The sequence below is a fragment of the Escherichia sp. HH091_1A genome (assembly GCF_030295175.1).
Taxonomy (GTDB): Bacteria; Pseudomonadota; Gammaproteobacteria; order Enterobacterales; family Enterobacteriaceae; genus Escherichia; species Escherichia coli_F.
Genome location: NZ_AP025747.1, coordinates 2,229,435 through 2,254,046, shown reverse-complemented (window position 1 = coordinate 2,254,046; position 24,612 = coordinate 2,229,435). Strand labels below are relative to the sequence as shown.

The following is a 24,612-nucleotide window of genomic DNA, read 5'->3' as shown; positions in this document are numbered from 1 at the left end:
AAATTATTGAGAGGCTGTACTTGATAAAAAATCTCAATGAGTGTTCCCACTATTTTGAGTTTTTAGGTTAGTACGCTATTGAGTTAATCGTAGCGTGATAATTTCAAAAGGTTTGAACTCAAGATTGCAATATTGATTGCAATAAAAACTGTCGGCTAACTTATTTTCTTGAAGATCGACATATTGAACGTAGTGATAATTACATACCCACGAAAGCATGGCTGAAATTTCTAATCCATGACTCTCATATAATCTTACGATTATACCGTCGCCGTCTTCAGCTAATTTTATTGTTTCGATGATAACGCTGTTAGTATCGATAGCAAAAAATGATAGTGAAGGGGGTAATTCACCCGGGTGCGGTTTGACAGGGACGACCTGTAAGGGATGATTCATTATATAGGCTTGATTAATAACACCACCCACACGGTAATCTCCATGATGAGGAAATAAGGAGAATATGAATTTTTGTTTACCAATATCTGCAAAATTATTAATCAGGAAATTATCATAATTGTCTGTCTTAACAACTTCCCCAGGTTTATGCTGCGAACGCAGCAAAGTTAATTCAAGCGTCTGGTCTTTGACACGATAGCCATATTTGTTTTTTGCTATTAAAGCTATGCCAGTTTCTTGATCAGAAAGGTCGACCCAGTGATGTGCTGGTATTTCATCTTTGGCAAAAGCGAACGAATCATCACTATGCGTTGGTCTGTCAATTACACCGAACTGAATTTGACATTGTGCAAGAGATGTTTGTACTGACACCGGGAATTTGACTTTGAGAGAAACATTAGGTTCGTGCCAATCAATAAAAGTTTGGACATCAACGCGTGGACTGTCCTGTGTCAGGGTAAATGCGAAGCGAAGATAAGAGGAATTGTAGTGATAAATCAGCGTCATCGTAGTTTTAGGACCGCTGATTACAGTTGTCATTTTTTCAGCGAGTAAAACATATGATTCCCCATCACGATAATTTGAAGCAAAATCCCAGGCCGCGAAAAAACCTGCATCTTCGTGGTATGCACGGATCTCACTGTGCATATTTTCAGTAATGTATTCTTTACCATATCTTTTATCATATAGCGAAATTAAATCACCGTTTTCTGAAAAAAGTAGTTTAATGTAATTATTTTCAATACTTCGAGATTCTGCCTTCAGACCATTTACGATCTTATTCTTTGGATCAATCACAGCATAACCATAAGAGTTTACTCGTGCTTTGAGCCAGTTGTTGTTTATATTGATCCATTCGTTACGAGCAAAACAGGTGGTATTAAATAAAATGTGTGGATCTTTATAAGATGAAGTGTCAATTTTACTTAATAAAGTAGACTGCGCATCAGAAATAATTTTCTCGGTTTTTGCTTCTAGTTTAAGATATTCCTTTTCAGTTTCATGATAAACTCTTGAAATACATGAGCCGGGAAGGATGTCATGGAATTGCAAGGTCAGCATCGCTTTCCATATTTCATCAAACTCACTGCGAAGAATTGATGTCATATTATTAGTAATAGTTATAAAAAATTCAGCATCATGGAGCTTATTTTCCATAATTCGATTATGGGCTTTAGTTGCTGACTCTGACGTATAGCACCCTTGATGAGCCTCGAAGTAAAGTTCACCCGAAATAATGGGCAAGGATTCGCGAAAGGCGTCGGCGTGTGTGAAGAACTTATCAACACGGCTGAAATCAACATGAGGTAAGCCATCAATATTGCGTATACGTGTTAATCGTTCTATATGTTCCTCACCGGGGCCAGCACCGCCATCACCGACGCCATACACCATAAGCGCATAGGGACAGATCTCTTTTTCATTATAGTTTTGTTCAATATATTCTAAAGAGCGAGCACGTGCTCGGCTATCATACGTATCTTCAGGAAAGTTATGCATCAGAATTTCTGAGCCATCCAGGCCCTGCCAGCGGAAAAGGTAATTATTAAATTTATTAATCTTGTTTTGTGAGAGCTTTTGCGATGCAATATAGTTAATGCCTGATTTTTTGAGAATTTGTGGAAGCGTTGCGGGGAATCCAAAGACATCCGGTTGCCAGACATAATTTATCTTCTTTGAAAAATTCTGCAATGTGAATCGTGTCCCATGCATGATTTGCCTTATAAGCGATTCACCACTTACCAGATTTAAATCGCATTCGACCCAAAAGCAACCTTGTAATTCAAAGCGGCCTGCGGCGATTTGTTTTTTTAACTTTTCGAAGAAATAGGGATAATCTTTTTTTATCCAGTGAAAAAGTTGATACTGACTAGCGCCAAAAATGTAATCAGGATATTTTTCAATGTTTGCAAGGGCAGTAGCAAATGTTCTTATTGCTTTTCTGCGTCCTTCTCTTAAAGGCCACATCCAGGCTATATCTAAATGGGCATGACCAGTAGCCATAATCCTGAACTGTGAAGGATTATTGTTTTTATTGATTATGGATTGGATTGCAATTTGACATTTAATTATTTCTTCATTGCTAAAGGTAATTAACGTATTATCAATATATTCGAGAATTCTTATGATTTCGTCAGTACGCTCGCTTCTTTTGGTGATAATTTTTTCTGGGATGATACCTTTAGGATGTATGGATTCAAACTTCTGACCATCATTAATCCAGTCGAAAAGCACTTCAACATCATAATAAAGGGATTTCAGTAGTTGATTACATGTCGCGATATGAACATCAGTAATAATCCCTCCATTAGTGACATAGCCAAATAAATCGTTGCACGCAGCATCAATCCAAAACTCAACCTCGTCATTTTCACTAACGAGAGAAAGATCAACCACCCATTTACCCGGTTTATCTGGCGGTACGCCATAAGATGATGTTTTATTCGTGATGCCGTAGATGGGTGAACCATTCTTATCCACAACAAGACCTTCGCCACCGATATCAACGAGAGCGACAAGTTTGTGTCTAAATTTATCTACTGGACGTTTACCATAAACTCTCATCCAGGCACAGTCAAAAAGTTGACCCCAGTCTGAGCCAACGGTGAGTTTCTGGTAAGCGCCGCTACGGCGATAAACAAAAGGCTGCGGTTCTTTTGTTATCCATGCTTCAATCGACATTTCAGAGACAACAGTATAAACTCTCTGACCTATTTTATTCGACAACTTGATAATATTATCAGTAAGATACATAAAAATCCCTTTAATTAATTATAATACTCGATAAATGTTAACTCTCTATATTGGAGAAAGTTACTTTGCGAAGAATAGTTTGACCAAATGGTATAAGTTTTCTGACTATTTTAGTCTTGTTTAAATAAAAACACCCTTCAATGTATTGTTTGCCCTCTGGTGAGGTTGAATATGAAAAAGATTCCAAATCAGCATAAGAGAACTGGATAGATTCATCAGCTCTACTACAGGGTATGTATCCTAAGTCACAATATTTCCCGTTTAGCAGGTTTTTTTTGATTAAAATATCGCTCTCAAGCTCAATTGCATATAAAACTGGACCTCTGGAAATATAAGTGTCACCACATAAGTCAGTATTAAACTGTATATCAGCTATAAATTTTATGTCGATCACATCATGATGTTGCCATGTTCTATCTAAAATAATAAGTGAGTTTTGGGTATCATTTTTAGTAAAAGTAACACCATTAATAATCATCACTTTTGCCCAGCTGGGGTAACGCAAAGTGAGAGCAAAACGAACAGATGACTCAGGCTCAATGAGACATTTTACGCTTAAATCATGAGGGTATTCAGTTAATTGTGTAATTTTAACTGCAACGTTATTATATGTACCATAAAACTCACACGGACCATAAAATAATGCAGTAAAACCATTGTTATTTTCGTGAAACATATTTTCGACAAAAGCCGGTATGGTTCTTGCTGTATTTGGAACGCAGCAGACAGCAGCCTCCTCATGAGTAGGGGAGTATTTATATCTGGTATTAAACTGATTACTGTCCGGATGTTTCCTTTCATTTGCTTCATAACAATTATCAGTCTTGCAGTACATTATCGCGTGATGTATGGGATGCTGCATGCCAAAACTGGCATTATAGAATAGCCACTCAGCATCATCGGCCAGACCAATGTTAGTGGTCAGTTTTATCAACATAACATAAGTGCTAAATAGCTCATGAACAGAACAATATTCATAGCCTGTATAAGTGGCATTAGCTGTGCGTCCTGTAATCCACTCATCACCAATGGGAGCGCCAGATGGTGTAAGATAATATTTCAACTGGGATAAAAAAATATCTAATGCAGTTTGATACTGTGGCCGTTGGCTCGCTGCGATGGCTAATGCTCTAATATGCTCATATGTATGCACGCCATGACCTTTAAGAAGGTAACCTGGGTCTATGACATTTTTATATTGCAGATCTTGCTCCGACACGCATCCTGCGGAATAATCTTCATACAGCCACAAGCAATATGATAGATATTCAATGTTATTGGTTATTTCATAAAGGCGGTAGAAAACATCTGTTATTGTTAATCCGTGGCTATGTCCAGCAAAACCATGTTTCACAACGAAAGGATGTGACGTTTCTTTAGGGTAACCAGCCATAATGCATTGTGCGGCTTGGGTAAGAGAAGTTAATAAACTCTCATTACGGGTGGACTCATAACATCCAAGCACAAAACGCAAGGCAGTAGCTTGTGCCCAGAACTCTCCGTTTTCTGCTTTACAGTTAAATTTTAATGATGAATCATAAATTCCAATGTAGCCATCATCATCTTGCGTATCGATAAGTTCCAAACATAAATCGCTCGCTTTTTCCTGCCATTCTTTATTATCTAACAAGTAGGCACTGCGGCAATATCCATCCTTCCAATTCGATTGAGTTTCACTATCCCACCAATAATATTGCATCATGTTATCATCGGGATTATTCTGTTTTTTGATAACGCTATCTTCAGCAGAAACAGTGAGTGGAGTTATACGATCTCTTCCATATATTTTATGCTCCGTAATAAGATGGGGAACTAATTTATCCAGTTCTCCTATATGACCGATCATATACCATTCCATCTTATTCTTTAACCAACCAGTGGGCTTTATATCGTTAAAAAAAATCATAAATATACCTTTGCATAAAAAAGTTTAGACGTTATAAAAGACAAATAGATTGTGATCGCCTACAGACGATCACAATGAAAGGAAAATATTAACGGTTTTTGCTATCACTCAAATGTTTTTCATCCTGCACCATATCATTGCCAGATTCATGCAAAGTATTTATTAATGCATTGGCATCAGGATATTGTTGCTGATACTTGGTTAGATATATATCACTATGGATATGTTCGGCAATTATATTGATAAGCAAGCGATTATTCGAGTATAACCCCAGTGATTCAGCTCGTTGTGAAAAAACCATTACTGTCTTCATATCAACAACAAGCATAAAACGATGAGAAGGGTAATATTCTTCTTCATGGTTGAAACGGTAATATAGTTCTACGCGTGGGTCAGGAGTAATAAGTTTATTAAATGAAAAAACAATAACTCGAACATGTCGATTTAGAGCCTCACAAATTTCATTTTTCAAAAAATGTAAATCAAAATCCGTGTTGAGGTAAATTTCATACTCTGCAGAAGAGAGCATCTCTTTAGCTTTCTGATGTAAATTATCAAAACCAGAGACATTATAAATGAATTCGCGTTCATTCTGAAACATCATCTGTGATAATTCTTTTTTCAAGATTTTTATATTGTCAATAGTGCTTTTTTCAATTTGCGAAAGTATGAGTTCAGGAGATTTTGCTTCATATTCTTTGGTTTCACCATCGACAAGAAAGATATAACCGTTCTTGTAAAGATTATCAATTGATGAGTATACAGACGAACGTGAAAGTGAAATTTCCTTTGCAATCTTGTAACCACTGCTACGACCGTTTTTCAAAAGACTGATGTAAACCTGTGCATCGGTACGAGTGAAACCAAAATTTATCAATTTATTTACCAAATGTATCATAGACGCGCTCCTGAACTGAAAATGAAATCTTACCAATTTTAACATTATTAATTAACATTTTCGAAAAAATTGCTGAGATAAAATGTGCATTTATCGTCATTCATCCTCAAGCTGGCTACAGGTCTACAGCACGTAAGCATTGTGAACTGTGAATCTGAATGCCCTCCAACTATGGTCAGAAGACATGCTCTGACCTAATTAGTGGACTCACTGAGTAAGCGGTGTTTTCAACGGTTTATTCATATATGCTCTTTTTTATTGATGGAATTTTGTAACTCAATTACCTGGATAAGAATCATTTCGTGAAGTTAATTACATTACCAATAGACAGTTCGAGCAGTAAGAAGCCTTATGGAATGGTAAGGGTTTAATACCGGTATTCAACCTGGGGTTATTATCATATCAATCACAAATAATTAGTTATATTTTCTTCTGTGTAAAAATCAAATATATGACAGAAGCTCGTATCAAGGTTGAAATACAAATTTTTTCCAATATCGGCTGTAGTAATTGATTGATCGTTGACTTTTGCAATAAACTCTTTGTTGTTAACGGTAAAGTAAAGATATTTTTCACTCCCCATATTTTCAATAATACTTAATGCACCTGTAACAGTATTCATTTCTTTGCAATTCACACTCAAAGAGATATGTTCTGGACGAATACCAAAACAAACGGGTTTATCTATATACGCTTTGAGTACTGATTGTTTATTCTCAGGTATATACAACCGAATATTTTGGGCAATGTCAATATAGAGTTTACCGTCTTCCTCACGTACAACCGCATCTATCAAATTCATTGACGGGGAACCAATAAAGCCAGCAACGAATCTGTTAGCAGGGTGGTTATACAGATTAACTGGTGTGTCGACTTGCATTATTCGCCCCTGATTAAGCACACAAATACGATCACCGAGGGTCAATGCTTCAATTTGATCGTGTGTAACATAAATCATGGTTGCTGGATGCCCTTCATCCTTGAGAGACTGATGCAATTGAGCAATTTTGACTCGCATTGAGACACGAAGTTTAGCATCAAGGTTAGATAGTGGCTCATCAAATAAGAAAACATCTGGCTTACGAACAATTGCACGGCCTACCGCAACACGCTGACGCTGACCACCCGACATTTCTTTCGGTTTTCGGTAAAGTAAATCGCTAATTTCAAGTTTTTCTGCAACTTCTTCGACAATTTTCTTAATCTCTTCTTTTGGCCTTTTTTGCATTTTTAAGCCAAAGGCCATATTGTCAAATACAGTCTTATGGGGATACAGCGCATAGTTCTGGAACACCATTGCAATGCTGCGATCTTTAGGCGGTAGGGTATTAACAAGGCGGTCGCTAATGTAAATTTCACCACCTGATACGTCTTCAAGACCTGCAATCATGCGTAATGTAGTTGATTTGGCACACCCAGATGGTCCAACAAAAACCATGAATTCACCATCGTTTATATCGAGATCAATGCCGTGAACAGCTTTGAATCCATTGTCATAAATTTTTTCAACTTTGCGTAGAATTACCGCGGCCATAATCTGCTCTCATTAACAAGAATTTTGGAATACTGATACTCCACCATTCAACGAATGTTGAATGGTGGAGTGCTAAAAATAACTATTTACATGGTGCTACCATGGCGGCTATTGCCTTTTTATCAGGACCAATTTGAATCGTCCAAACATACTTTCCATCGGCAGGAATGACGACTTTTGTATTTTTATCCATGCCGCCTTTTTTAAGTGTTTTAGCCTGATTTAATGGCAATTCAAGACCTGTTACAGTGAACTGCGGGTTCCAGTTCATAGTCGCAAATTGCATTGTTAACGCACCGGCTTTTTCTGAATAAATAAGCTGATAGATACCATCTCCTTTATAATGCATTTTTCTCTCTGGCTTCATTAACCAATAGCCTTCCGGGAGAGTTCCAGAAATGTAAAGACCTGCAGCAATTGGCCCTCTTTCATTTACATCGGGGAGGTTACATTCTGAATAGCGGGGATCCGCTTTCACAACACCTTCCTGACTGCCAGAGGGTGAATTGCCATCGACGCATCCTGAAAGAAGACCAGTCAACATAACAGCAATAAATAATTTATTTTTCATTTAAACTCTCAATAAAGGTAGCTTAGTTAAGCTATTTCTGTGTCAGTGTTAATGTATATAAATAATACTTCGCAACGACTCACTGTTTATATACACCATGTTGTTTAGTTAGTTTATTAAGGACAGCGAGATTTTTGTTATATTCTCGCGTATTTTTGGCAGGGTAACCAAAAAGGTCACTCTTTTCTGGACAAGAATGGCTTACACCTGATTTAGCCTTTATTACCGAATAACTACCAATTGATATGTGACCGGCGATACCGACTTGACCATGTGTAATAACATGGTCGCCTAAAACTACGTGTCCTGAAAATCCGCATTGTGAAACAATCAGGCAGTTATTGCCGATTATGCAGTCATGTCCAATTTGCACTTGATTATCAATACGAGTGCCTTGACCTATAATCGTATCTCCCAGTGTTCCTCGGTCAATGGTGTTGTTACAACCGATTTCAACATCATCACCTATGATAACGCGACCGATGCTATCAACTCGGACATATGAGTTACGCTCATCCGACATATATTCAAAACTATAATTACCGATGGAGTTATTAGAATCAATAATAACATCATTACCAATAATAGTGCCTTCTTTAATTACTGTATTCGCATGTATGGCAACATTATCACCTATGGTCACACAGTTCATAATTTTAACACCCGGCATAAAATGGCAGTTCATACCAATCTGGCAGTGTTTACCAATGTATACATCGGGTATTGTTGAAGTGTTTTCTTGCTCAAACAAACGATACTTATGTACCTTATAATATCTTAAAATTTTGTTAAGATTATTTACGTTCAGGTAATCGACTACAATCTTTGCTTTAGCATTAGAGCTAATGATCTGTTCCGGTCCGATAATTATATCCGCACCAGTCGTTGGTATATGCAACAAATCTCCAGGTGTCATAACAATCGAGAGTCCGCCAACTAAAGGACTGTTGATTGGCCGAATCGTATCAACCCTGAGCGATGGGTCACCATATAAAGTTCCTTGCATCAACGTTTTAATATCTAGTGCGCTGAACATAGGTTTCCCTCTGTTTAATTAAAAGCGATAGAAAGCATGTACATAAATATTATCCTGATTGAGCACATTATATTTTTCTTGATCTCTTGGATCATAGAAGTTTTTGTGTTCTTTCTCCCAGGCATGTTTATATTCAATCTTGGCTATCCAGTTGTCACCTATGTTTTGTTCATAACCAAGAGTGGCTTTTCGGATTGTCTTGAAATAGGTTCTGTTTGCATTGTATTGCAAACTATCTGCGCTTTCTGTTTTCCCGTGACCGAAGCGAGTTCGAAGATAAATATTACCTGCGTTTTCAAAAGCATATTTGATGATTGGCTCGTAGTAACTTTCGGTATAGATACCACGATCATTTATTTTACCGTGATTAAATTCATCGGTATGCTTTTTCTGGTAGAAAAACTCAACGCCAAATTCCCAGGCACCAAAACGCTTATAGGGTTGAAATAGTATGCTTTGACCTTCTTCTTCGCGTACCCCCCAGGAACTCTTATCATTTCGACTGTATAAGTATTCAACGTTTGAATAAAAACCTGCGTTCCAGTCAGAGTTGAAGTAAGTCAGCGTAGGGCGGAAACTGTTGTCAACTGTAACGGTATGTAAACCTGTTACATACGGGCTATCTATATTCCCGTCGGTATACATAATGTCGTAAACCAGACTGAAGTCGAAACCGTTACCAATAGTGAACGTTTTGTTTAGTGATATATAGTTTTGCAGACTTGTTTCATTTTCGTGATAGCCTTTTTCTTCTTGCCGGCGATCGATAGACTTAAGCCCATAGATAGCTGCAAATTGCCAATTAGGTTGGCTGAAATAGGCCTGGAAAATCTCGTGTGTTTTAGTATATTCTTTTACTGTTTTCCCTAAATAGTTATCAGTGCTTTTGGTCTCATATTCAAATGTAGTACCAACATGTCCATTAAAGCCAGCTTGTTCTTCTGACCAGTCACTGTCGGCGGTAAAGCCGCGATCGTTTGCCGCAAAGGCTCCTGTTGATCCTAAAAGGACTGTTGCAATTGAAGCCGATAAGACATTTTTTTTTATTAAAACCATAAATGAGTTCCTTCCAAAATATCAATCTAAGATATGATTTCTGCTATTCCATATAGTCGTACCTCATGTACTCCTAAATACTCTGCGGCAATAAAATATTTTTTTCCTCTACAAATTACTGCAAATGGGATATGCATCACTATTTACAGTTATTCATCATTAAAATCTTATTTGACAGTTGATTGGGCTTGATTTGTGTTGATAATGGCGTGAATGCTTATATAGGCGTACAGTATGTACTACTTACGAATGTTATTCACGAGGTAAATATAATGAAGCTTTCAAATATCGTCAAAGTTATAATTCTTGCAATTTCCAGTACGTTAACACCCCAGGCGATGGCAGAAAAATTGATTCCTGAAACTGATGCTGAGTTGTTGGTCTGGTCTGATGCAACAAGCGCGGAATATATGAAATATGCTGCAAAGGAATTTAATAAAGATTTTGGCTACAAGGTAAAGTTTACGTTTCGCAATATAGCGCCAATGGATGCAGCATCAAGAATTATGCAGGATGGTGGTACGACTCGTGTAGCTGATGTAGCTGAAATTGAACATGATACCTTGGGGCGGTTAGTCGTTGCTGGCGGGGTTATGGAAAACATGGTCTCAGCTGAGCGGATTAAGAAAACATTTATTCCAGGCGCAGTATCGGCAGCTACATATAATAACATCAGCTATGGTTTTCCTGTAAGTTTCGCAACGCTGGCGCTTTTCTATAATAAGGATTTGTTAAACGCCGCACCAAAAACATTCGAAGAAATTAATACTTTCAGTGAAAAGTTTAATAATTCATCTGAGCATAAATATGCTCTGCTGTGGGATGTACAAAATTATTATGTTTCACGTATGTTTATTACCTTATATGGTGCCAACGAATTCGGTAAAACCGGTAACGATCCCAAAGCTTTAGGCATCGCTTCATCTGAAGCGAAGAAAGGGTTAGAGACAATGAAACGCTTAAAGAAAGCGAATCCCTCTAATCCTCTTGATATGGGAAATCCACAGGTTCTAAGAGGTCTGTTTAATGAAGGAAAAGTTGCTGCTGTAATCGACGGACCTTGGTCCATACAAGGTTACATTGACAGCGGAATCAATTTTGGCGTAACACGCATCCCAACATTAGATGGTCATCAGCCTCGCTCATTTTCAACAGTACGGCTGGCCGTTGTAAGCTCATTTACCGAATATCCTCATGCCGCTGAATTATTCGCTGACTACCTGACAACGGATAAGATGTTGATGAAGCGTTATGAAATGACGAATCTCATCCCACCAGTCGATTCGCTTATGAAGAAAATTAGCCAGACAGGTAGTGAAGCTATAAAAGCAATTATTGCTCAAGCTAATTATTCTGATGCAATGCCATCAATACCGGAAATGTCTTATCTATGGTCTCCAATGACTAATGCTATTTTGGCTACCTGGGTTGAGAATAAAACACCGGATGAAGTTTTAAATCATGCACAAACAATTATTGAAGAACAACTTTCGCTTCAGGAGTAATTGTGAATACTCAACAACTGAAAATGAAGAGTGCACCTGTGCTACCCATTTCCTGTTTGATTATGGGCGGGACTCAGTTATCACGTCATTATTATGTGAAAGGCGGGATATTCTTTGCAATACAAGTATGCTTTTTGCTTTATCTTTCCGAGATTGTGCACACATTAATAGGTATGTTCACATTAGGTGATGTCGCGCAAATTCGAAAAGGGTTGACTGTCATTCAGGGTGACAATTCTATATTTCTGCTTGTAGAAGGCGTGATAGCGACAATTGTTGTTGGCTTATTCGCCACTATTTATATCCTTAATATTAAAGATGCGCGGAACTCATCTTATTGCCATCTGACTTTTAAACAACAGTTATATAAACTCTATGAGGATAAATTTGCCTTTATAGTTCTAACGCCCGCATTTTTAGCGAGTATAGCATTCATTGTTTTACCTATTGTAATTACAGTTCTTGTATCCTTTACAAACTATGCTGCGCCAAATCACATCCCACCAAAGAACCTGGTTGATTGGGCTGGGATTAAAAATTTTATTATGTTGTTTAAGTTTAAAATATGGTCTGATACGTTTCTGGGTGTCGCTCTCTGGACATTCATTTGGGCAATTTGCGCAACGATTTTTACTTTCAGTTTTGGCTTTATTCTGGCTTTGGCACTGGCTAAAAAAAATATACGTTTCGCAAAAGTCTGGCGATTGATATTTATACTGCCATATGCCATACCCACATTTGTAACGTTACTTATTTTCCGTCTTCTTTTAAATGGAATTGGTCCGGTTAACTCGTTTCTGAACAGTATCGGAATGAATTCAGTTGATTTTCTGTCGGTTCCATTAAATGCAAAAATAACAGTAATTGCCGTTTGTGTTTGGGTAGGGGCACCGTATTTTATGCTATTGATCGCGGGTGCATTAACCAACATATCCCGAGATTTGTATGAGGCTAGTGAGGTCGATGGCGCAACTAAGTGGCAACAGTTTAAGGAAATTACATTGCCAATGGTGTTACATCAGGTTGCGCCAATTCTGGTAATGACATTTGCTTATAACTTCAATAATTTTGGTGCAATTTATCTTCTGACTGAAGGTGGTCCGACTAATCCGGAATATAGATTTGCTGGGCATACAGATATTTTTATTACCTGGATTTATAAACTTACATTGAATTTCCAGCAATATCATATAGCGTCTGTAATCTCTATCATAATATTTATCTTCTTATCGGTTATAGCAATATGGCAATTCAGACGGATGAAATCATTCAAAGATGATGTAGGGATGTAACTATGGATAAAATTTTACGTAAAATTTCAACGCTCGTAGTTTATCTTTTTTTAATCTGCAACTCCATTGCTGTGCTTGGGCCAGTGATATGGACGATAATGGCATCTTTTAAAAAAGGGAATAATCTATTTAGTTCCACATTTAGTGGCATTGAGTTTACCTTTGATCACTACGTAACATTGTTCACGGATACGCCATATATGCAGTGGTATTTGAACACTTTCATACTTGCAACCGCTAACATGTTAATTTCACTGGTCGTTGTGACGATGACCGCCTACGTTTTTTCACGGTATCGATTTCGTGGAAAGCGTAATACTTTAATGAGTATTCTTGTATTGCAAATGTTTCCTGCATTTTTATCAATGACTGCCATTTATATCCTGCTTTCAAAAGCCAATTTGATAGACACATATACTGGGTTGCTTCTGGTTTATGTAACCGGTTCATTGCCCTTCATGACGTGGTTGGTAAAAGGTTATTTTGATGCTATTCCAACTTCTTTGGATGAGGCCGCTAAGATAGATGGAGCAGGGCATCTGACTATTTTTATTCAGATAATATTGCCATTGGCTAAGCCGATTCTCGTATTCGTTGGATTAGTTTCGTTCACTGGACCATGGATGGACTTCATTTTGCCAACGTTGGTGCTTCGTAGTGAGGATAAAATGACCCTGGCGATTGGCATTTTTAGTTGGATTGCTTCTAATTCAGCAGAAAATTATACGCTTTTTGCTGCTGGAGCGCTTTTAGTTGCAGTACCTATCACATTGTTATTTGTTTTCACGCAGAAGCATATAACTACTGGACTTGTTAGCGGTGCCGTTAAGGAATAATTTAGGGATTAGTATTTATGATTACAGTTAGTTCGTTAAAACATTCAGCAAAAAGTGAAGATAGCTATGCTTATGATAACGAAACTTTGCATGTACGGTTACGCACATTAAAAGGAGAAGTGGATAAAGTTATTCTCTGGATAGGCGATCCTTATAATTGGGCTGAAGGTGGTCTTGACGGCGGAAACATGGCCGGTACAGAAGCACTCGGCTGGATTGGTGGCAACGAGATCGAGATGGAACAAGAAGCTGTCTCCGAATTCCACGATCATTGGTTTGCCGTGTTCAAACCTCAAAAACGCCGTTGCCGTTACGGTTTTATACTTTTTGGGAAAGAGGGAGAGAAGTTTCTTTTTGGTGAGAAAAGGTGTGTTGATATCAGTTCACCGGAGTGCGAAGAACGAGAGTTAAGCCGCTTAAATAACTTTTTCTGCTTCCCTTATCTTAATAAAATTGACGTTCTAAATACGCCCTCATGGGTAAAAGAGACGGTATGGTACCAAATTTTTCCAGACCGTTTCTGTAATGGCAGACCTGAAATATCCCCAGAAGGGGTAGAACCGTGGGGCAGCACACCGACTTCATTCAATTTTATGGGTGGGGATCTGTGGGGGGTTATTGATAAACTCGATTATCTGGAAGATCTGGGTATTAATGGGATTTATTTTTGTCCTATTTTTACTTCAGCTTCCAACCATAAATATGACACTATCGATCATTTTAGCGTTGATCCACATTTAGGTGGGAATATTGCTTTTCATAATTTGATTGAGGAAGCGCATAAGCGTGGAATAAAAATCATGTTGGATGCAGTATTCAATCATTTAGGCGCTGACTCTCCCATATGGCTTGACGTCGTACGCAATGGTGCCAATTCTCGCTACGCCGATTGGTTCTGGATTCATAAATTCCCTGTTTATCCTGATACGCCAAAAAGTGAATGGGATTTCAAAAATTTTAACTATGAAACCTTTGGCAATGTTATTGAAATGCCCAAGCTTAACACTGAGAATGAAGAGTGCCGTGAATACTTACTTAGTATAGTTCGCTATTGGACGCAAAATTTTGATATTGATGGTTGGCGTCTGGATGTTGCGAATGAAGTGGATCATCATTTCTGGCGTGATTTCAGAAAAGTTATTAAAGATATCAACCCGGACTGTTATATTTTGGGTGAGATATGGCATGAAGGTACCCCCTGGTTGCGTGGTGATCAGTTTGATTCATTAATGAACTACCCCTTAACATATGGAATTATTGACTATTTTGCTTTGCAGGATACGACAAAAGAAGAATTTATGACATCCGTCACACGTTCTTATCTTTGTTATCCTAAAAACATAACTGAAGTAATGTTTAATCTTCTGGATAGTCATGACACCGCGCGTATTTTAAGCGTTTGTTTGAATGATAAACGGAAAGTTAAACTCGCGTATTTATTTATGCTGACTCAATCGGGATCTCCCTGTATTTATTACGGTGGAGAAATAGGTATTGATGGTTATAAAACAATGACGCTTGAGAACAACAGAAAATGTATGGAATGGGATGAAAGTAAACAAGATCTTGAATTACGGAAATTTATACGTTGGTTGATAAGTTTACGTAAAAAACATCCACAATGGTGTGAAGCATCAATACAATGGAAAGACGTTGAACATTCTACGGTGGTCGCTTATCAACGCGGTAACATTACGTTCTTCTTAAATAATAGTGAAGACACCGCTCACTTTATTTATGATGGAAAAAGTATGGAGATCCCAGGTTTCAGTTATGAAATTGTAGGTTTACCTGCTGCTGAACTATATGATTAATAAATTTCTATTAGGACATTCATTATGATAATTGATGCACACACTCATATTGGTGACTTTGTGAAAATCAGCATGCCAGAAGATGTTTTCCTGGCTTCGCTGGATAAGTATAAGATTGATTTTGCGTTATGTTCTTGTGGATCTGCCGTAGAAGTTGACCATGACCAGAACCCGATTCCGGATGAAGATCAAGTTACACAGCATGATAATAATGAACGTATGCTCAGACTTGTTCGTCAACATTCAAAGCGAATTGGCGCGTTTATGTGGATTAAGCCTCGTCTGGAAAGTTGTGATCAAGACTTTGAAGATATGATTGCCAGCAATCGCGATATCATTTATGGCATCAAAGTTCACCCATATCATTCAAAAATGGCTTTCAACTCAGAAAAAGTTCAGGATTATATACGCCTTGCGCAAAAATATGATCTCCCGGTAGTTAGCCATACTTCTAATGATTATGAATCCAGCCCACAGTTGGTTTATGAGATGGCACTTAAGTATCCAGACGTGAATTTTGTAATGTGTCATATGGGGCTCGCGACAGATAATCAGGAAGCAATCGAATTGATTGCAAAACTACCTAATCTCTATGGCGATACTGCGTGGGTTAGGGCGGATATGGTTTACCAGGCGATAAAAATCTGTGGTAGCGATAAGATTTTATTCGGTACCGATAATCCTATTAATGGACTAGATACGTATAATGATGATGATTTTTATAATACGTATTTTACTGAATTAAAAAGTAAATTAACGCAAAGTGAGTTTGAACAACTTATGTTTACGAATGCGAAAAAACTTTTTAAGATAAAAATATAGACATTAGTCATTTCTAAGTGCTCCCCATATAGAATGTGGTAGGGGAGTGCTTAGATGTTATATTTCTTTTGTGTATTGAGGTTAATTTAAATCATGAACGATATTGAGAACTATGGGAATCGCTATCATGTGTTGCAATCCTTTCCTATGCCACAATTGGCAAGTAGTCGAGAAATAAGAATATTACTGCCTGCGTCCTATTATGAATCTGATGTCAGTTACCCTGTATTGTATATGCACGATGGGCAAAATTTATTTGATAAATCTGTATCTTTTGGTCCACATGTATGGGATATACCTGAGGCGGTAGATGCTTTTTTCCCAAATTCACTATACGACGGTGTTATCATTGTGGGGATTGATAATGCATCGTCTCATGGTAAATTCAGCCGTATGGATGAGTATTCTCCATGGCCGCGAAACACATCTTTTTCCTTACCTGGCTGGGACCCTGATGTGGATTATAGTGGAGGAAAAGGTGCGCTGTATGTTGATTTTATTGTGGACACGCTCAAGAACTATATTGACAGCAATTTTCGAACTCTCCCAGATCGTAATAATACAGCGATAGCAGGTAGTTCTATGGGGGCGTACATCAGTTTGTTTGCCGCAATCCTTCGTCAGGACGTTTTTTCAAAAGTTGGCGTTTTTTCGCCAGCACTATGGTTTAATGATAGCGCAATGCTGAGTTTTATTCAGGACAATAATATAGTTGAAAATCTTACCCTGTATCTCGATGTCGGTACGCAGGAAACCAGTGGTATGCGCGAAAACTTTCCTGAAATTTATATTTCCGGTGCTGAAAAATTATGCGCGAGTCTTCGTAAACAACGCAATGTAACTATGGATTATCACCTATGGGGAGGTAATACCCACTCTGAGTCTGCATGGGCAAAACGCTTCCCAGAGATGTTGAAATTATTTTATTGCTGATGAAACATGTGAAGGATATTGAATGCATCATATTAAAACAGCCGCAGATCTTAATTGTTTTTTAAATTCAATGGTTGCCGTTTCGCAGCCAACTGTTGATAAAATTATTTTTGGTGCTGAGGCGACACTTATTAATAAAATTGGGACCTGCTGGGTTGCCTCAATGGATGTTTTAAGAAAGGCTGTTTTTGAAGGTGTCAATATCATTATTACTCATGAGCCTACATTTTATTCTTATGCTGATCTGGAGGGGGACGATCTTGAGTTTTCATGGGCCAGAAAAATAATGGATTATACTCGCGGTGAACTCAGTTATTTAAAAATAATTGAGCAAAAAAAGGAGTTTTTGCATAAAAATAATTTGGTAATCATTCGTTGCCATGATGTCATGGATCGAGAGCCTATGTTCGGAATGTCTAAGGCTTTGGCTCAGCAGTTAGAACTGGATGTTACAAATATTATTGCTTCTGATGAGATGTACCATGTATATGCTATAGAACCTGACAGTGCCATTAATATTACCAAACGTTTTGCCAAAAATTTGAAAACTTATAATCTTCCTGGGATCCAATTTTATGGAGATAGAGCCAGAATAGTTAGAACTATTGGGATTGGGGCAGGCTGTTTTTGTGATCCAATACAATATATGGAATATCAGGCTGATTATTATATTACGATTAACGATTCAATTAAAACATGGGTGCAGACACAATACTCCAAAGATAGTGGCTTACCGATGGCAGTTATTGGACATAGTGTTGCAGAGGAAGCGGGTATGCGACGTCTTGCAAGCTATTTAGATCTCCATTCAGGCTATCCCTGTATTCATTTTACAGGGGGCTGTGATTATGATTGGATTGAATGAGTAGTCCTAATTTATGTGTTGCTAAATACCCCGGTCATCAGCGGCCGGGGCAGGTGAGATTACTCTACAGTTAAAATACGCGTGGTATTAGTAGAACCCACGGTACTCATCACGTCGCCCTGGGTGACAATCACCAGGTCACCAGACATCAAGTAACCTTTATCGCGCAGCAGATTAACCGCTTCGCTGGCAGCTGCTACGCCGTCATTAGCGCTATCAAAGTGCACCGGCGTAACGCCGCGATAGAGAGCAGTCAGATTCAGCGTACGTTCATGGCGCGACATAGCGAAAATCGGCAGACCGGAGCTGATACGGGAGGTCATCAGAGCGGTACGACCCGATTCGGTCATAGTGATGATCGCCGTAACGCCTTTCAGGTGGTTAGCCGCGTACATTGCTGACATGGCGATAGCTTCTTCCACATTGTCGAACTGAACGTCCAGACGGTGTTTAGAAACGTTGATGCTCGGGATTTTTTCCGCACCCAGGCAAACACGCGCCATGGCTGCAACGGTTTCTGAAGGATACTGACCAGCAGCAGTTTCTGCAGACAGCATCACAGCGTCAGTACCATCCAGAACGGCGTTTGCTACGTCCATGACTTCTGCACGCGTCGGCATCGGGTTAGTAATCATTGACTCCATCATCTGGGTCGCAGTGATTACTGCGCGGTTTAGTTGACGTGCACGACGGATCAACGCTTTCTGAATGCCGACCAGTTCCGGATCGCCAATTTCCACACCGAGGTCTCCGCGAGCAACCATTACCACGTCAGAGGCGAGGATGATGTCATCCATTGCATCCTGGCTGCAAACGGCTTCCGCACGTTCAACTTTGGCGACAATTTTTGCATCACAACCTGCGTCGCGAGCCAGGCGGCGTGCATAGTTCAGATCTTCGCCGCAGCGCGGGAAGGAAACAGCCAGGTAATCTACGCCAATCAACGCTGCAGTCTTAATGTCTGCTTTGTCTTTTTCGGTCAGCGCTTCAGCCGACAAACCACCGCCGAGTTTGTTGATACCTTTATTGTTGGAGAGCGGACCGCCGACGGTCACTTCGGTGAATACTTTCATGCCTTGAACTTCCAGTACTTTTAACTGGACGCGACCATCGTCCAGCAGCAGGATGTCACCAGGCACGACGTCAGCAGGCAGGCCTTTGTAGTCGATACCGACTTTTTCTTTATCGCCTTCACCTTTACCCAGGTTGGCGTCGAGCAGGAATTTATCCCCAATATTGAGGAAAACTTTGCCTTCTTTAAAGGTGGATACACGGATTTTGGGCCCCTGGAGGTCACCCAGAATAGCCACATGACGCCCCAGTTTTGCGGCAATTTCACGAACTTTATCCGCGCGCATTTTGTGATCTTCAGGAGAGCCGTGAGAAAAGTTCATACGTACAACGTTTGCACCCGCAGCGATAACTTTCTCAAGGTTATTATCGCGATCTGTTGCTGGGCCTAACGTGGTAACGATTTTTGTTCTGCGAAGCCTTCTGGACATGTAATACTCCGTTGACTGAAACAACCAGGTGTTGCTTGAACATGAAATCCGAATGAAATAACGCCGTTATGGCGATAAAGTAATCTCATTCGGATGTCGTATAAGATTAGAACAGTGACAGTCGTTTTTACCGATCGTCACTTAAATTAAGTAACTGCTTATCAAAACGCGATTCCTTCAGCGCTTCCTTGACCCGCTTCAAGTTATCTCTGAATTTTGCACCGCGTCGCAAAGTAAAACCTGTTGCCAGCACATCTATCACGGTCAGCTGTGCAAGTCGAGAAACCATGGGCATATAAATGTCAGTATCTTCCGGTACATCGAGGGTAATTGCCAGCGTTGCTTCCCGGGCGAGCGGGGTACCCGCAGAGGTGAGGGCAATCACCATGGCGTCGTTTTCGCGTGCCAACTGCGCCAACTCGACCAGATTTTTTGTTCTTCCAGTGTGAGAAATCAGCACCACCACGTCTCCGTCGCTACAATTCATACAACTCATGCGTTGCAGCACGATATCATCGGAGTACACCACCGGAACATTAAAACGAAAGAACTTATTCATCGCATCGTGGGCAACGGCGGCAGAAGAGCCTAATCCAAAAAACGCGATTTTTTTGGCCTGAGTGAGCAAGTCGACGGCGCGGTTGACGGCAGATTTATCCAGTGAATGACGGACATGATCGAGCGTCGCCATTGCCGACTCAAATATTTTCCCCGTGTATGATTCAACGCTGTCATCTTCATTGACGTTGCGATTAACATAGGGGGTGCCATTCGCCAGACTTTGTGCCAGATGCAGTTTAAAATCAGGAAAACCGCGCGTGTCCATACTGCGACAGAAACGATTCACCGTCGGTTCACTAACATTGGCCTCCAGCGCCAGAGCAGCAATACTCGAATGGATCGCGTTATCGGGCGAAGCCAGAATGACCTCGGCAACTTTGCGCTCTGATTTGCTCAAATGTTCCAGCTGAGACTGGATTTTTTCCAGCATATTCATGATGTAAAGAGACTCACGGGTAATGACGATTTCCGCACTGAAAGAAATCGAAATGCAGTTTTGTCAGATATTACGCCTGTGTGCTGTGTTAATGACAAAAGCAGATAAAAAAGTTGTTATTTTTTTTCATAACATGATCAGTGTCAGATTTTTACCCAATGGAAAACGATGATTTTTTTATCAGTTTTGCCGCACTTTGCGCGCTTTTACTGTAATCGCACGGGTGGATAAGCGTTTACAGTTTTCGCAAGCTCGTAAAAGCAGTACAGTGCACCGTAAGAAAATTACAAGTATACCCTGGCTTAAGTACCGGGTTAGTTAACTTAAGGAGAATGACATGGCGGTAACGCAAACAGCCCAGGCCTGTGACCTGGTCATTTTCGGCGCGAAAGGCGACCTTGCGCGTCGTAAATTGCTGCCTTCCCTGTATCAACTGGAAAAAGCCGGTCAGCTCAACCCGGACACCCGGATTATCGGCGTAGGGCGTGCTGACTGGGATAAAGCGGCATATACCAAAGTTGTCCGCGAGGCACTCGAAACTTTCATGAAAGAAACCATTGATGAAGGTTTATGGGACACCCTGAGTGCACGTCTGGATTTTTGTAATCTCGATGTCAATGACACAGCTGCATTCAGCCGTCTCGGCGCGATGCTGGATCAAAAAAATCGTATCACCATTAACTACTTTGCCATGCCGCCCAGCACTTTTGGTGCAATCTGCAAAGGGCTTGGCGAGGCAAAACTGAATGCTAAACCGGCACGCGTAGTTATGGAGAAACCGCTGGGGACGTCGCTGGCGACCTCGCGGGAAATCAACGATCAAGTTGGTGAATATTTTGAGGAGTGCCAGGTATACCGTATCGACCATTACCTTGGTAAAGAAACGGTGCTGAACCTGTTGGCGCTGCGTTTTGCTAACTCTCTATTTGTGAACAACTGGGATAATCGCACCATTGACCATGTTGAGATTACCGTGGCAGAAGAAGTGGGGATCGAAGGTCGCTGGGGCTATTTTGATAAAGCCGGTCAGATGCGCGACATGATCCAGAATCACCTGCTACAAATTCTCTGCATGATTGCGATGTCTCCACCGTCTGATCTGAGTGCAGACAGTATCCGCGATGAAAAAGTGAAAGTACTGAAGTCTCTGCGCCGCATCGATCGCTCCAACGTACGCGAAAAAACCGTCCGTGGGCAATACACAGCGGGCTTCGCCCAGGGCAAAAAAGTTCCGGGCTACCTGGAAGAAGAGGGCGCGAACAAGAGCAGCAATACAGAAACCTTCGTGGCGATCCGCGTCGATATCGACAACTGGCGCTGGGCCGGTGTGCCATTCTACCTGCGTACTGGTAAACGCCTGCCGACCAAATGCTCTGAAGTTGTGGTCTATTTCAAAACACCTGAACTGAATCTGTTCAAAGAGTCGTGGCAGGATTTGCCTCAGAATAAACTGACTATCCGTCTACAACCTGATGAAGGCGTGGATATCCAGGTACTGAATAAAGTTCCTGGCCTTGACCACAAACATAACCTGCAAATCACCAAGCTGGACCTGAGCTATTCAGAAACCTTTAATCAAACGCATCTGGCAGATGCCTATGAACGTCTGCTGCTGGAAACTATGCGTGGTATTCAGGCACTGTTTGTACGTCGTGATGAAGTAGAAGAAGCCTGGAAATGGGTGGACTCCATTACTGAGGCGTGGGCGATGGACAATGATGCGCCGAAACCCTATCAGGCCGGAACCTGGGGACCGGTTGCCTCGGTGGCGATGATTACTCGTGATGGCCGTTCCTGGAATGAGTTTGAGTAATATCTGCACTCATCCTTTATGGTTATTTTACCGGTAACATGATCTTGCACAGATTGTAGAACAATTTTTACACTTTCAGGCCTCGTGTGGATTCACCCACGAGGCTTTTTTTATTACACTGACTGAAACGTTTTTGCCCTATGAGCTCCGGTTACAGGCGTTTCAGTCATAAATCCTCTGAATGAAACGCGTTGTGAATCATCCTGCTCTGACAACTCAATTTCAGGAGCCTTTATGAATCCACAATTGTTACGCGTAACAAATCGAATCATTGAACGTTCGCGCGAGACTCGCTCTGCTTACCTCGCCCGGATAGAACAAGCGAAAACTTCGACCGTTCATCGTTCGCAGTTGGCATGTGGTAACCTGGCACACGGTTTCGCTGCCTGCCAGCCAGAAGACAAAGCCTCTTTGAAAAGCATGTTGCGTAACAATATCGCCATCATCACTTCCTATAACGACATGCTCTCCGCACACCAGCCTTATGAACACTATCCAGAAATCATTCGTAAAGCCCTGCATGAAGCGAATGCGGTTGGTCAGGTTGCGGGCGGTGTTCCGGCGATGTGTGATGGTGTCACCCAGGGGCAGGATGGAATGGAATTGTCGCTGTTAAGCCGCGAAGTGATTGCGATGTCTGCGGCGGTGGGGCTGTCCCATAACATGTTTGATGGTGCGCTGTTCCTCGGTGTGTGCGACAAGATTGTTCCGGGTCTGACGATGGCAGCCCTGTCGTTTGGGCATTTGCCTGCGGTGTTTGTGCCGTCAGGTCCGATGGCAAGCGGTTTGCCAAATAAAGAAAAAGTGCGTATTCGCCAGCTTTATGCTGAAGGTAAAGTGGACCGCATGGCGCTGCTGGAGTCAGAAGCTGCGTCTTATCATGCTCCAGGGACATGTACTTTCTACGGTACCGCCAATACGAATCAGATGGTGGTGGAGTTTATGGGGATGCAGTTGCCGGGCTCTTCTTTTGTTCATCCGGACTCCCCGCTGCGCGATGCTTTGACCGCTGCAGCTGCGCGCCAGGTTACACGCATGACCGGCAATGGTAATGAATGGATGCCGATCGGTAAGATGATCGATGAGAAAGTGGTGGTGAACGGTATTGTTGCACTGCTGGCGACCGGTGGTTCCACTAACCACACCATGCACCTGGTGGCGATGGCGCGCGCGGCTGGTATTCAGATTAACTGGGATGACTTCTCTGACCTTTCTGATGTTGTACCGCTGATGGCACGTCTCTACCCGAACGGTCCGGCCGATATTAACCACTTCCAGGCGGCAGGTGGCGTACCGGTTCTGGTGCGTGAACTGCTCAAAGCAGGCCTGCTGCATGAAGATGTCAATACGGTGGCAGGCTTTGGTCTGTCTCGTTATACCCTTGAACCATGGCTGAATAATGGTGAACTGGACTGGCGGGAAGGGGCGGAAAAATCACTCGACAGCAATGTGATCGCTTCCTTCGAACAACCTTTCTCTCATCATGGTGGGACAAAAGTGTTAAGCGGTAACCTGGGCCGCGCGGTTATGAAAACCTCTGCCGTGCCGGTTGAGAACCAGGTGATTGAAGCGCCTGCGGTTGTTTTTGAAAGCCAGCATGACGTTATGCCGGCCTTTGAAGCGGGTTTGCTGGACCGCGATTGTGTCGTTGTTGTCCGTCATCAGGGGCCAAAAGCGAACGGAATGCCAGAATTACATAAACTCATGCCGCCACTTGGTGTATTATTGGACCGGTGTTTCAAAATTGCGTTAGTTACCGATGGACGACTCTCCGGCGCTTCAGGTAAAGTGCCGTCAGCTATCCACGTAACACCAGAAGCCTACGATGGCGGGCTGCTGGCAAAAGTGCGCGACGGGGACATCATTCGTGTGAATGGACAGACAGGCGAACTGACGCTGCTGGTAGACGAAGCGGAACTGGCTGCTCGCGAACCACACATTCCTGACCTGAGCGCGTCACGCGTGGGAACAGGACGTGAATTATTCAGCGCCTTGCGCGAAAAACTGTCCGGTGCCGAACAGGGCGCAACCTGTATCACTTTTTAAGACGACAAATTTGTAATCAGGCGAGAGAAAACTCTG

General features: G+C 41.1%; 18 protein-coding genes. 9 read left to right on the top strand and 9 right to left on the bottom strand.

What is annotated here, in order from left to right; all coding sequences use genetic code 11:
- Nucleotides 1-75: 75 nt before the first annotated feature.
- From QUF14_RS11195 to QUF14_RS11165, 7 genes are all read right to left on the bottom strand, one after another.
- On the bottom strand, nt 76-3,150 hold the full coding sequence (locus QUF14_RS11195; protein WP_000281544.1) for an alpha-mannosidase: 3,075 nt from the start codon (nt 3,148-3,150) through the stop codon (nt 76-78).
- A gap of 37 nt (nt 3,151-3,187) precedes the next feature.
- The gene (locus tag QUF14_RS11190) at nt 3,188-5,056 is read right to left on the bottom strand and encodes a beta-L-arabinofuranosidase domain-containing protein (protein WP_100733793.1); all 1,869 of its coding nucleotides are present in this window, start codon (nt 5,054-5,056) and stop codon (nt 3,188-3,190) included.
- An 88-nt stretch (nt 5,057-5,144) separates the two neighbouring features.
- Complete coding sequence (locus QUF14_RS11185) at nt 5,145-5,954, bottom strand: TrmB family transcriptional regulator (protein ID WP_000581611.1); 810 nt, start codon at nt 5,952-5,954, stop codon at nt 5,145-5,147.
- 406 nt (nt 5,955-6,360) lie between these two features.
- Nucleotides 6,361-7,488: an ABC transporter ATP-binding protein gene (locus QUF14_RS11180; protein WP_000741724.1), complete on the bottom strand. Its 1,128-nt coding sequence runs from the start codon at nt 7,486-7,488 to the stop codon at nt 6,361-6,363.
- 82 nt (nt 7,489-7,570) lie between these two features.
- Nucleotides 7,571-8,059, bottom strand: a complete 489-nt coding sequence (locus QUF14_RS11175) for a hypothetical protein (RefSeq protein WP_024212054.1) — start codon at nt 8,057-8,059, stop codon at nt 7,571-7,573.
- A 79-nt stretch (nt 8,060-8,138) separates the two neighbouring features.
- Nucleotides 8,139-9,095: a UDP-3-O-(3-hydroxymyristoyl)glucosamine N-acyltransferase gene (locus QUF14_RS11170; protein WP_000490387.1), complete on the bottom strand. Its 957-nt coding sequence runs from the start codon at nt 9,093-9,095 to the stop codon at nt 8,139-8,141.
- A gap of 18 nt (nt 9,096-9,113) precedes the next feature.
- Nucleotides 9,114-10,151, bottom strand: coding sequence for a hypothetical protein (locus tag QUF14_RS11165; protein WP_000242971.1), 1,038 nt, complete (start codon nt 10,149-10,151; stop codon nt 9,114-9,116).
- A gap of 272 nt (nt 10,152-10,423) precedes the next feature.
- Between QUF14_RS11165 and QUF14_RS11160 the strand changes: the two genes are divergently transcribed.
- From QUF14_RS11160 to QUF14_RS11130, 7 genes are all read left to right on the top strand, one after another.
- Nucleotides 10,424-11,656, top strand: a complete 1,233-nt coding sequence (locus QUF14_RS11160; RefSeq protein WP_000777712.1) for a sugar ABC transporter substrate-binding protein — start codon at nt 10,424-10,426, stop codon at nt 11,654-11,656.
- 2 nt (nt 11,657-11,658) lie between these two features.
- On the top strand, nt 11,659-12,948 hold the full coding sequence (locus QUF14_RS11155) for a carbohydrate ABC transporter permease (protein ID WP_213080786.1): 1,290 nt from the start codon (nt 11,659-11,661) through the stop codon (nt 12,946-12,948).
- A 2-nt stretch (nt 12,949-12,950) separates the two neighbouring features.
- Nucleotides 12,951-13,784: a sugar ABC transporter permease gene (locus QUF14_RS11150; protein ID WP_000357931.1), complete on the top strand. Its 834-nt coding sequence runs from the start codon at nt 12,951-12,953 to the stop codon at nt 13,782-13,784.
- Between the two features lie 17 nt (nt 13,785-13,801).
- Nucleotides 13,802-15,598 (top strand): glycoside hydrolase family 13 protein, encoded by a 1,797-nt coding sequence (locus QUF14_RS11145; RefSeq protein ID WP_100733792.1) that lies wholly within the window; start codon nt 13,802-13,804, stop codon nt 15,596-15,598.
- A gap of 24 nt (nt 15,599-15,622) precedes the next feature.
- Complete coding sequence (locus tag QUF14_RS11140; protein ID WP_000582554.1) at nt 15,623-16,420, top strand: amidohydrolase family protein; 798 nt, start codon at nt 15,623-15,625, stop codon at nt 16,418-16,420.
- Nucleotides 16,421-16,513: 93 nt separating this feature from the next.
- Nucleotides 16,514-17,353, top strand: a complete 840-nt coding sequence (locus QUF14_RS11135; RefSeq protein ID WP_024212055.1) for an alpha/beta hydrolase — start codon at nt 16,514-16,516, stop codon at nt 17,351-17,353.
- A 22-nt stretch (nt 17,354-17,375) separates the two neighbouring features.
- Nucleotides 17,376-18,218, top strand: coding sequence for a Nif3-like dinuclear metal center hexameric protein (locus tag QUF14_RS11130; protein WP_286333513.1), 843 nt, complete (start codon nt 17,376-17,378; stop codon nt 18,216-18,218).
- Nucleotides 18,219-18,277: 59 nt separating this feature from the next.
- Here QUF14_RS11130 and pyk read toward each other — a convergent pair whose 3' ends face one another.
- Both pyk and hexR read right to left on the bottom strand, forming a co-directional pair.
- The gene (pyk, locus tag QUF14_RS11125; protein ID WP_000091148.1) at nt 18,278-19,720 is read right to left on the bottom strand and encodes a pyruvate kinase; all 1,443 of its coding nucleotides are present in this window, start codon (nt 19,718-19,720) and stop codon (nt 18,278-18,280) included.
- Nucleotides 19,721-19,847: 127 nt separating this feature from the next.
- Entirely contained in the window at nt 19,848-20,717 is an 870-nt protein-coding gene (gene hexR / locus QUF14_RS11120) for a DNA-binding transcriptional regulator HexR (protein ID WP_001056701.1), read from the bottom strand.
- 337 nt (nt 20,718-21,054) lie between these two features.
- Here hexR and zwf point away from each other — a divergent pair, with 337 nt between their 5' ends.
- Both zwf and edd read left to right on the top strand, forming a co-directional pair.
- Nucleotides 21,055-22,530 carry a glucose-6-phosphate dehydrogenase gene (zwf, locus tag QUF14_RS11115; protein WP_000301730.1) on the top strand — a complete coding sequence of 492 codons (1,476 nt, stop codon included), beginning with the start codon at nt 21,055-21,057 and terminating at the stop codon, nt 22,528-22,530.
- Nucleotides 22,531-22,764: 234 nt separating this feature from the next.
- Entirely contained in the window at nt 22,765-24,576 is a 1,812-nt protein-coding gene (edd, locus tag QUF14_RS11110; RefSeq protein WP_001069467.1) for a phosphogluconate dehydratase, read from the top strand.
- The last annotated feature ends 36 nt before the right edge of the window (nt 24,577-24,612 follow it).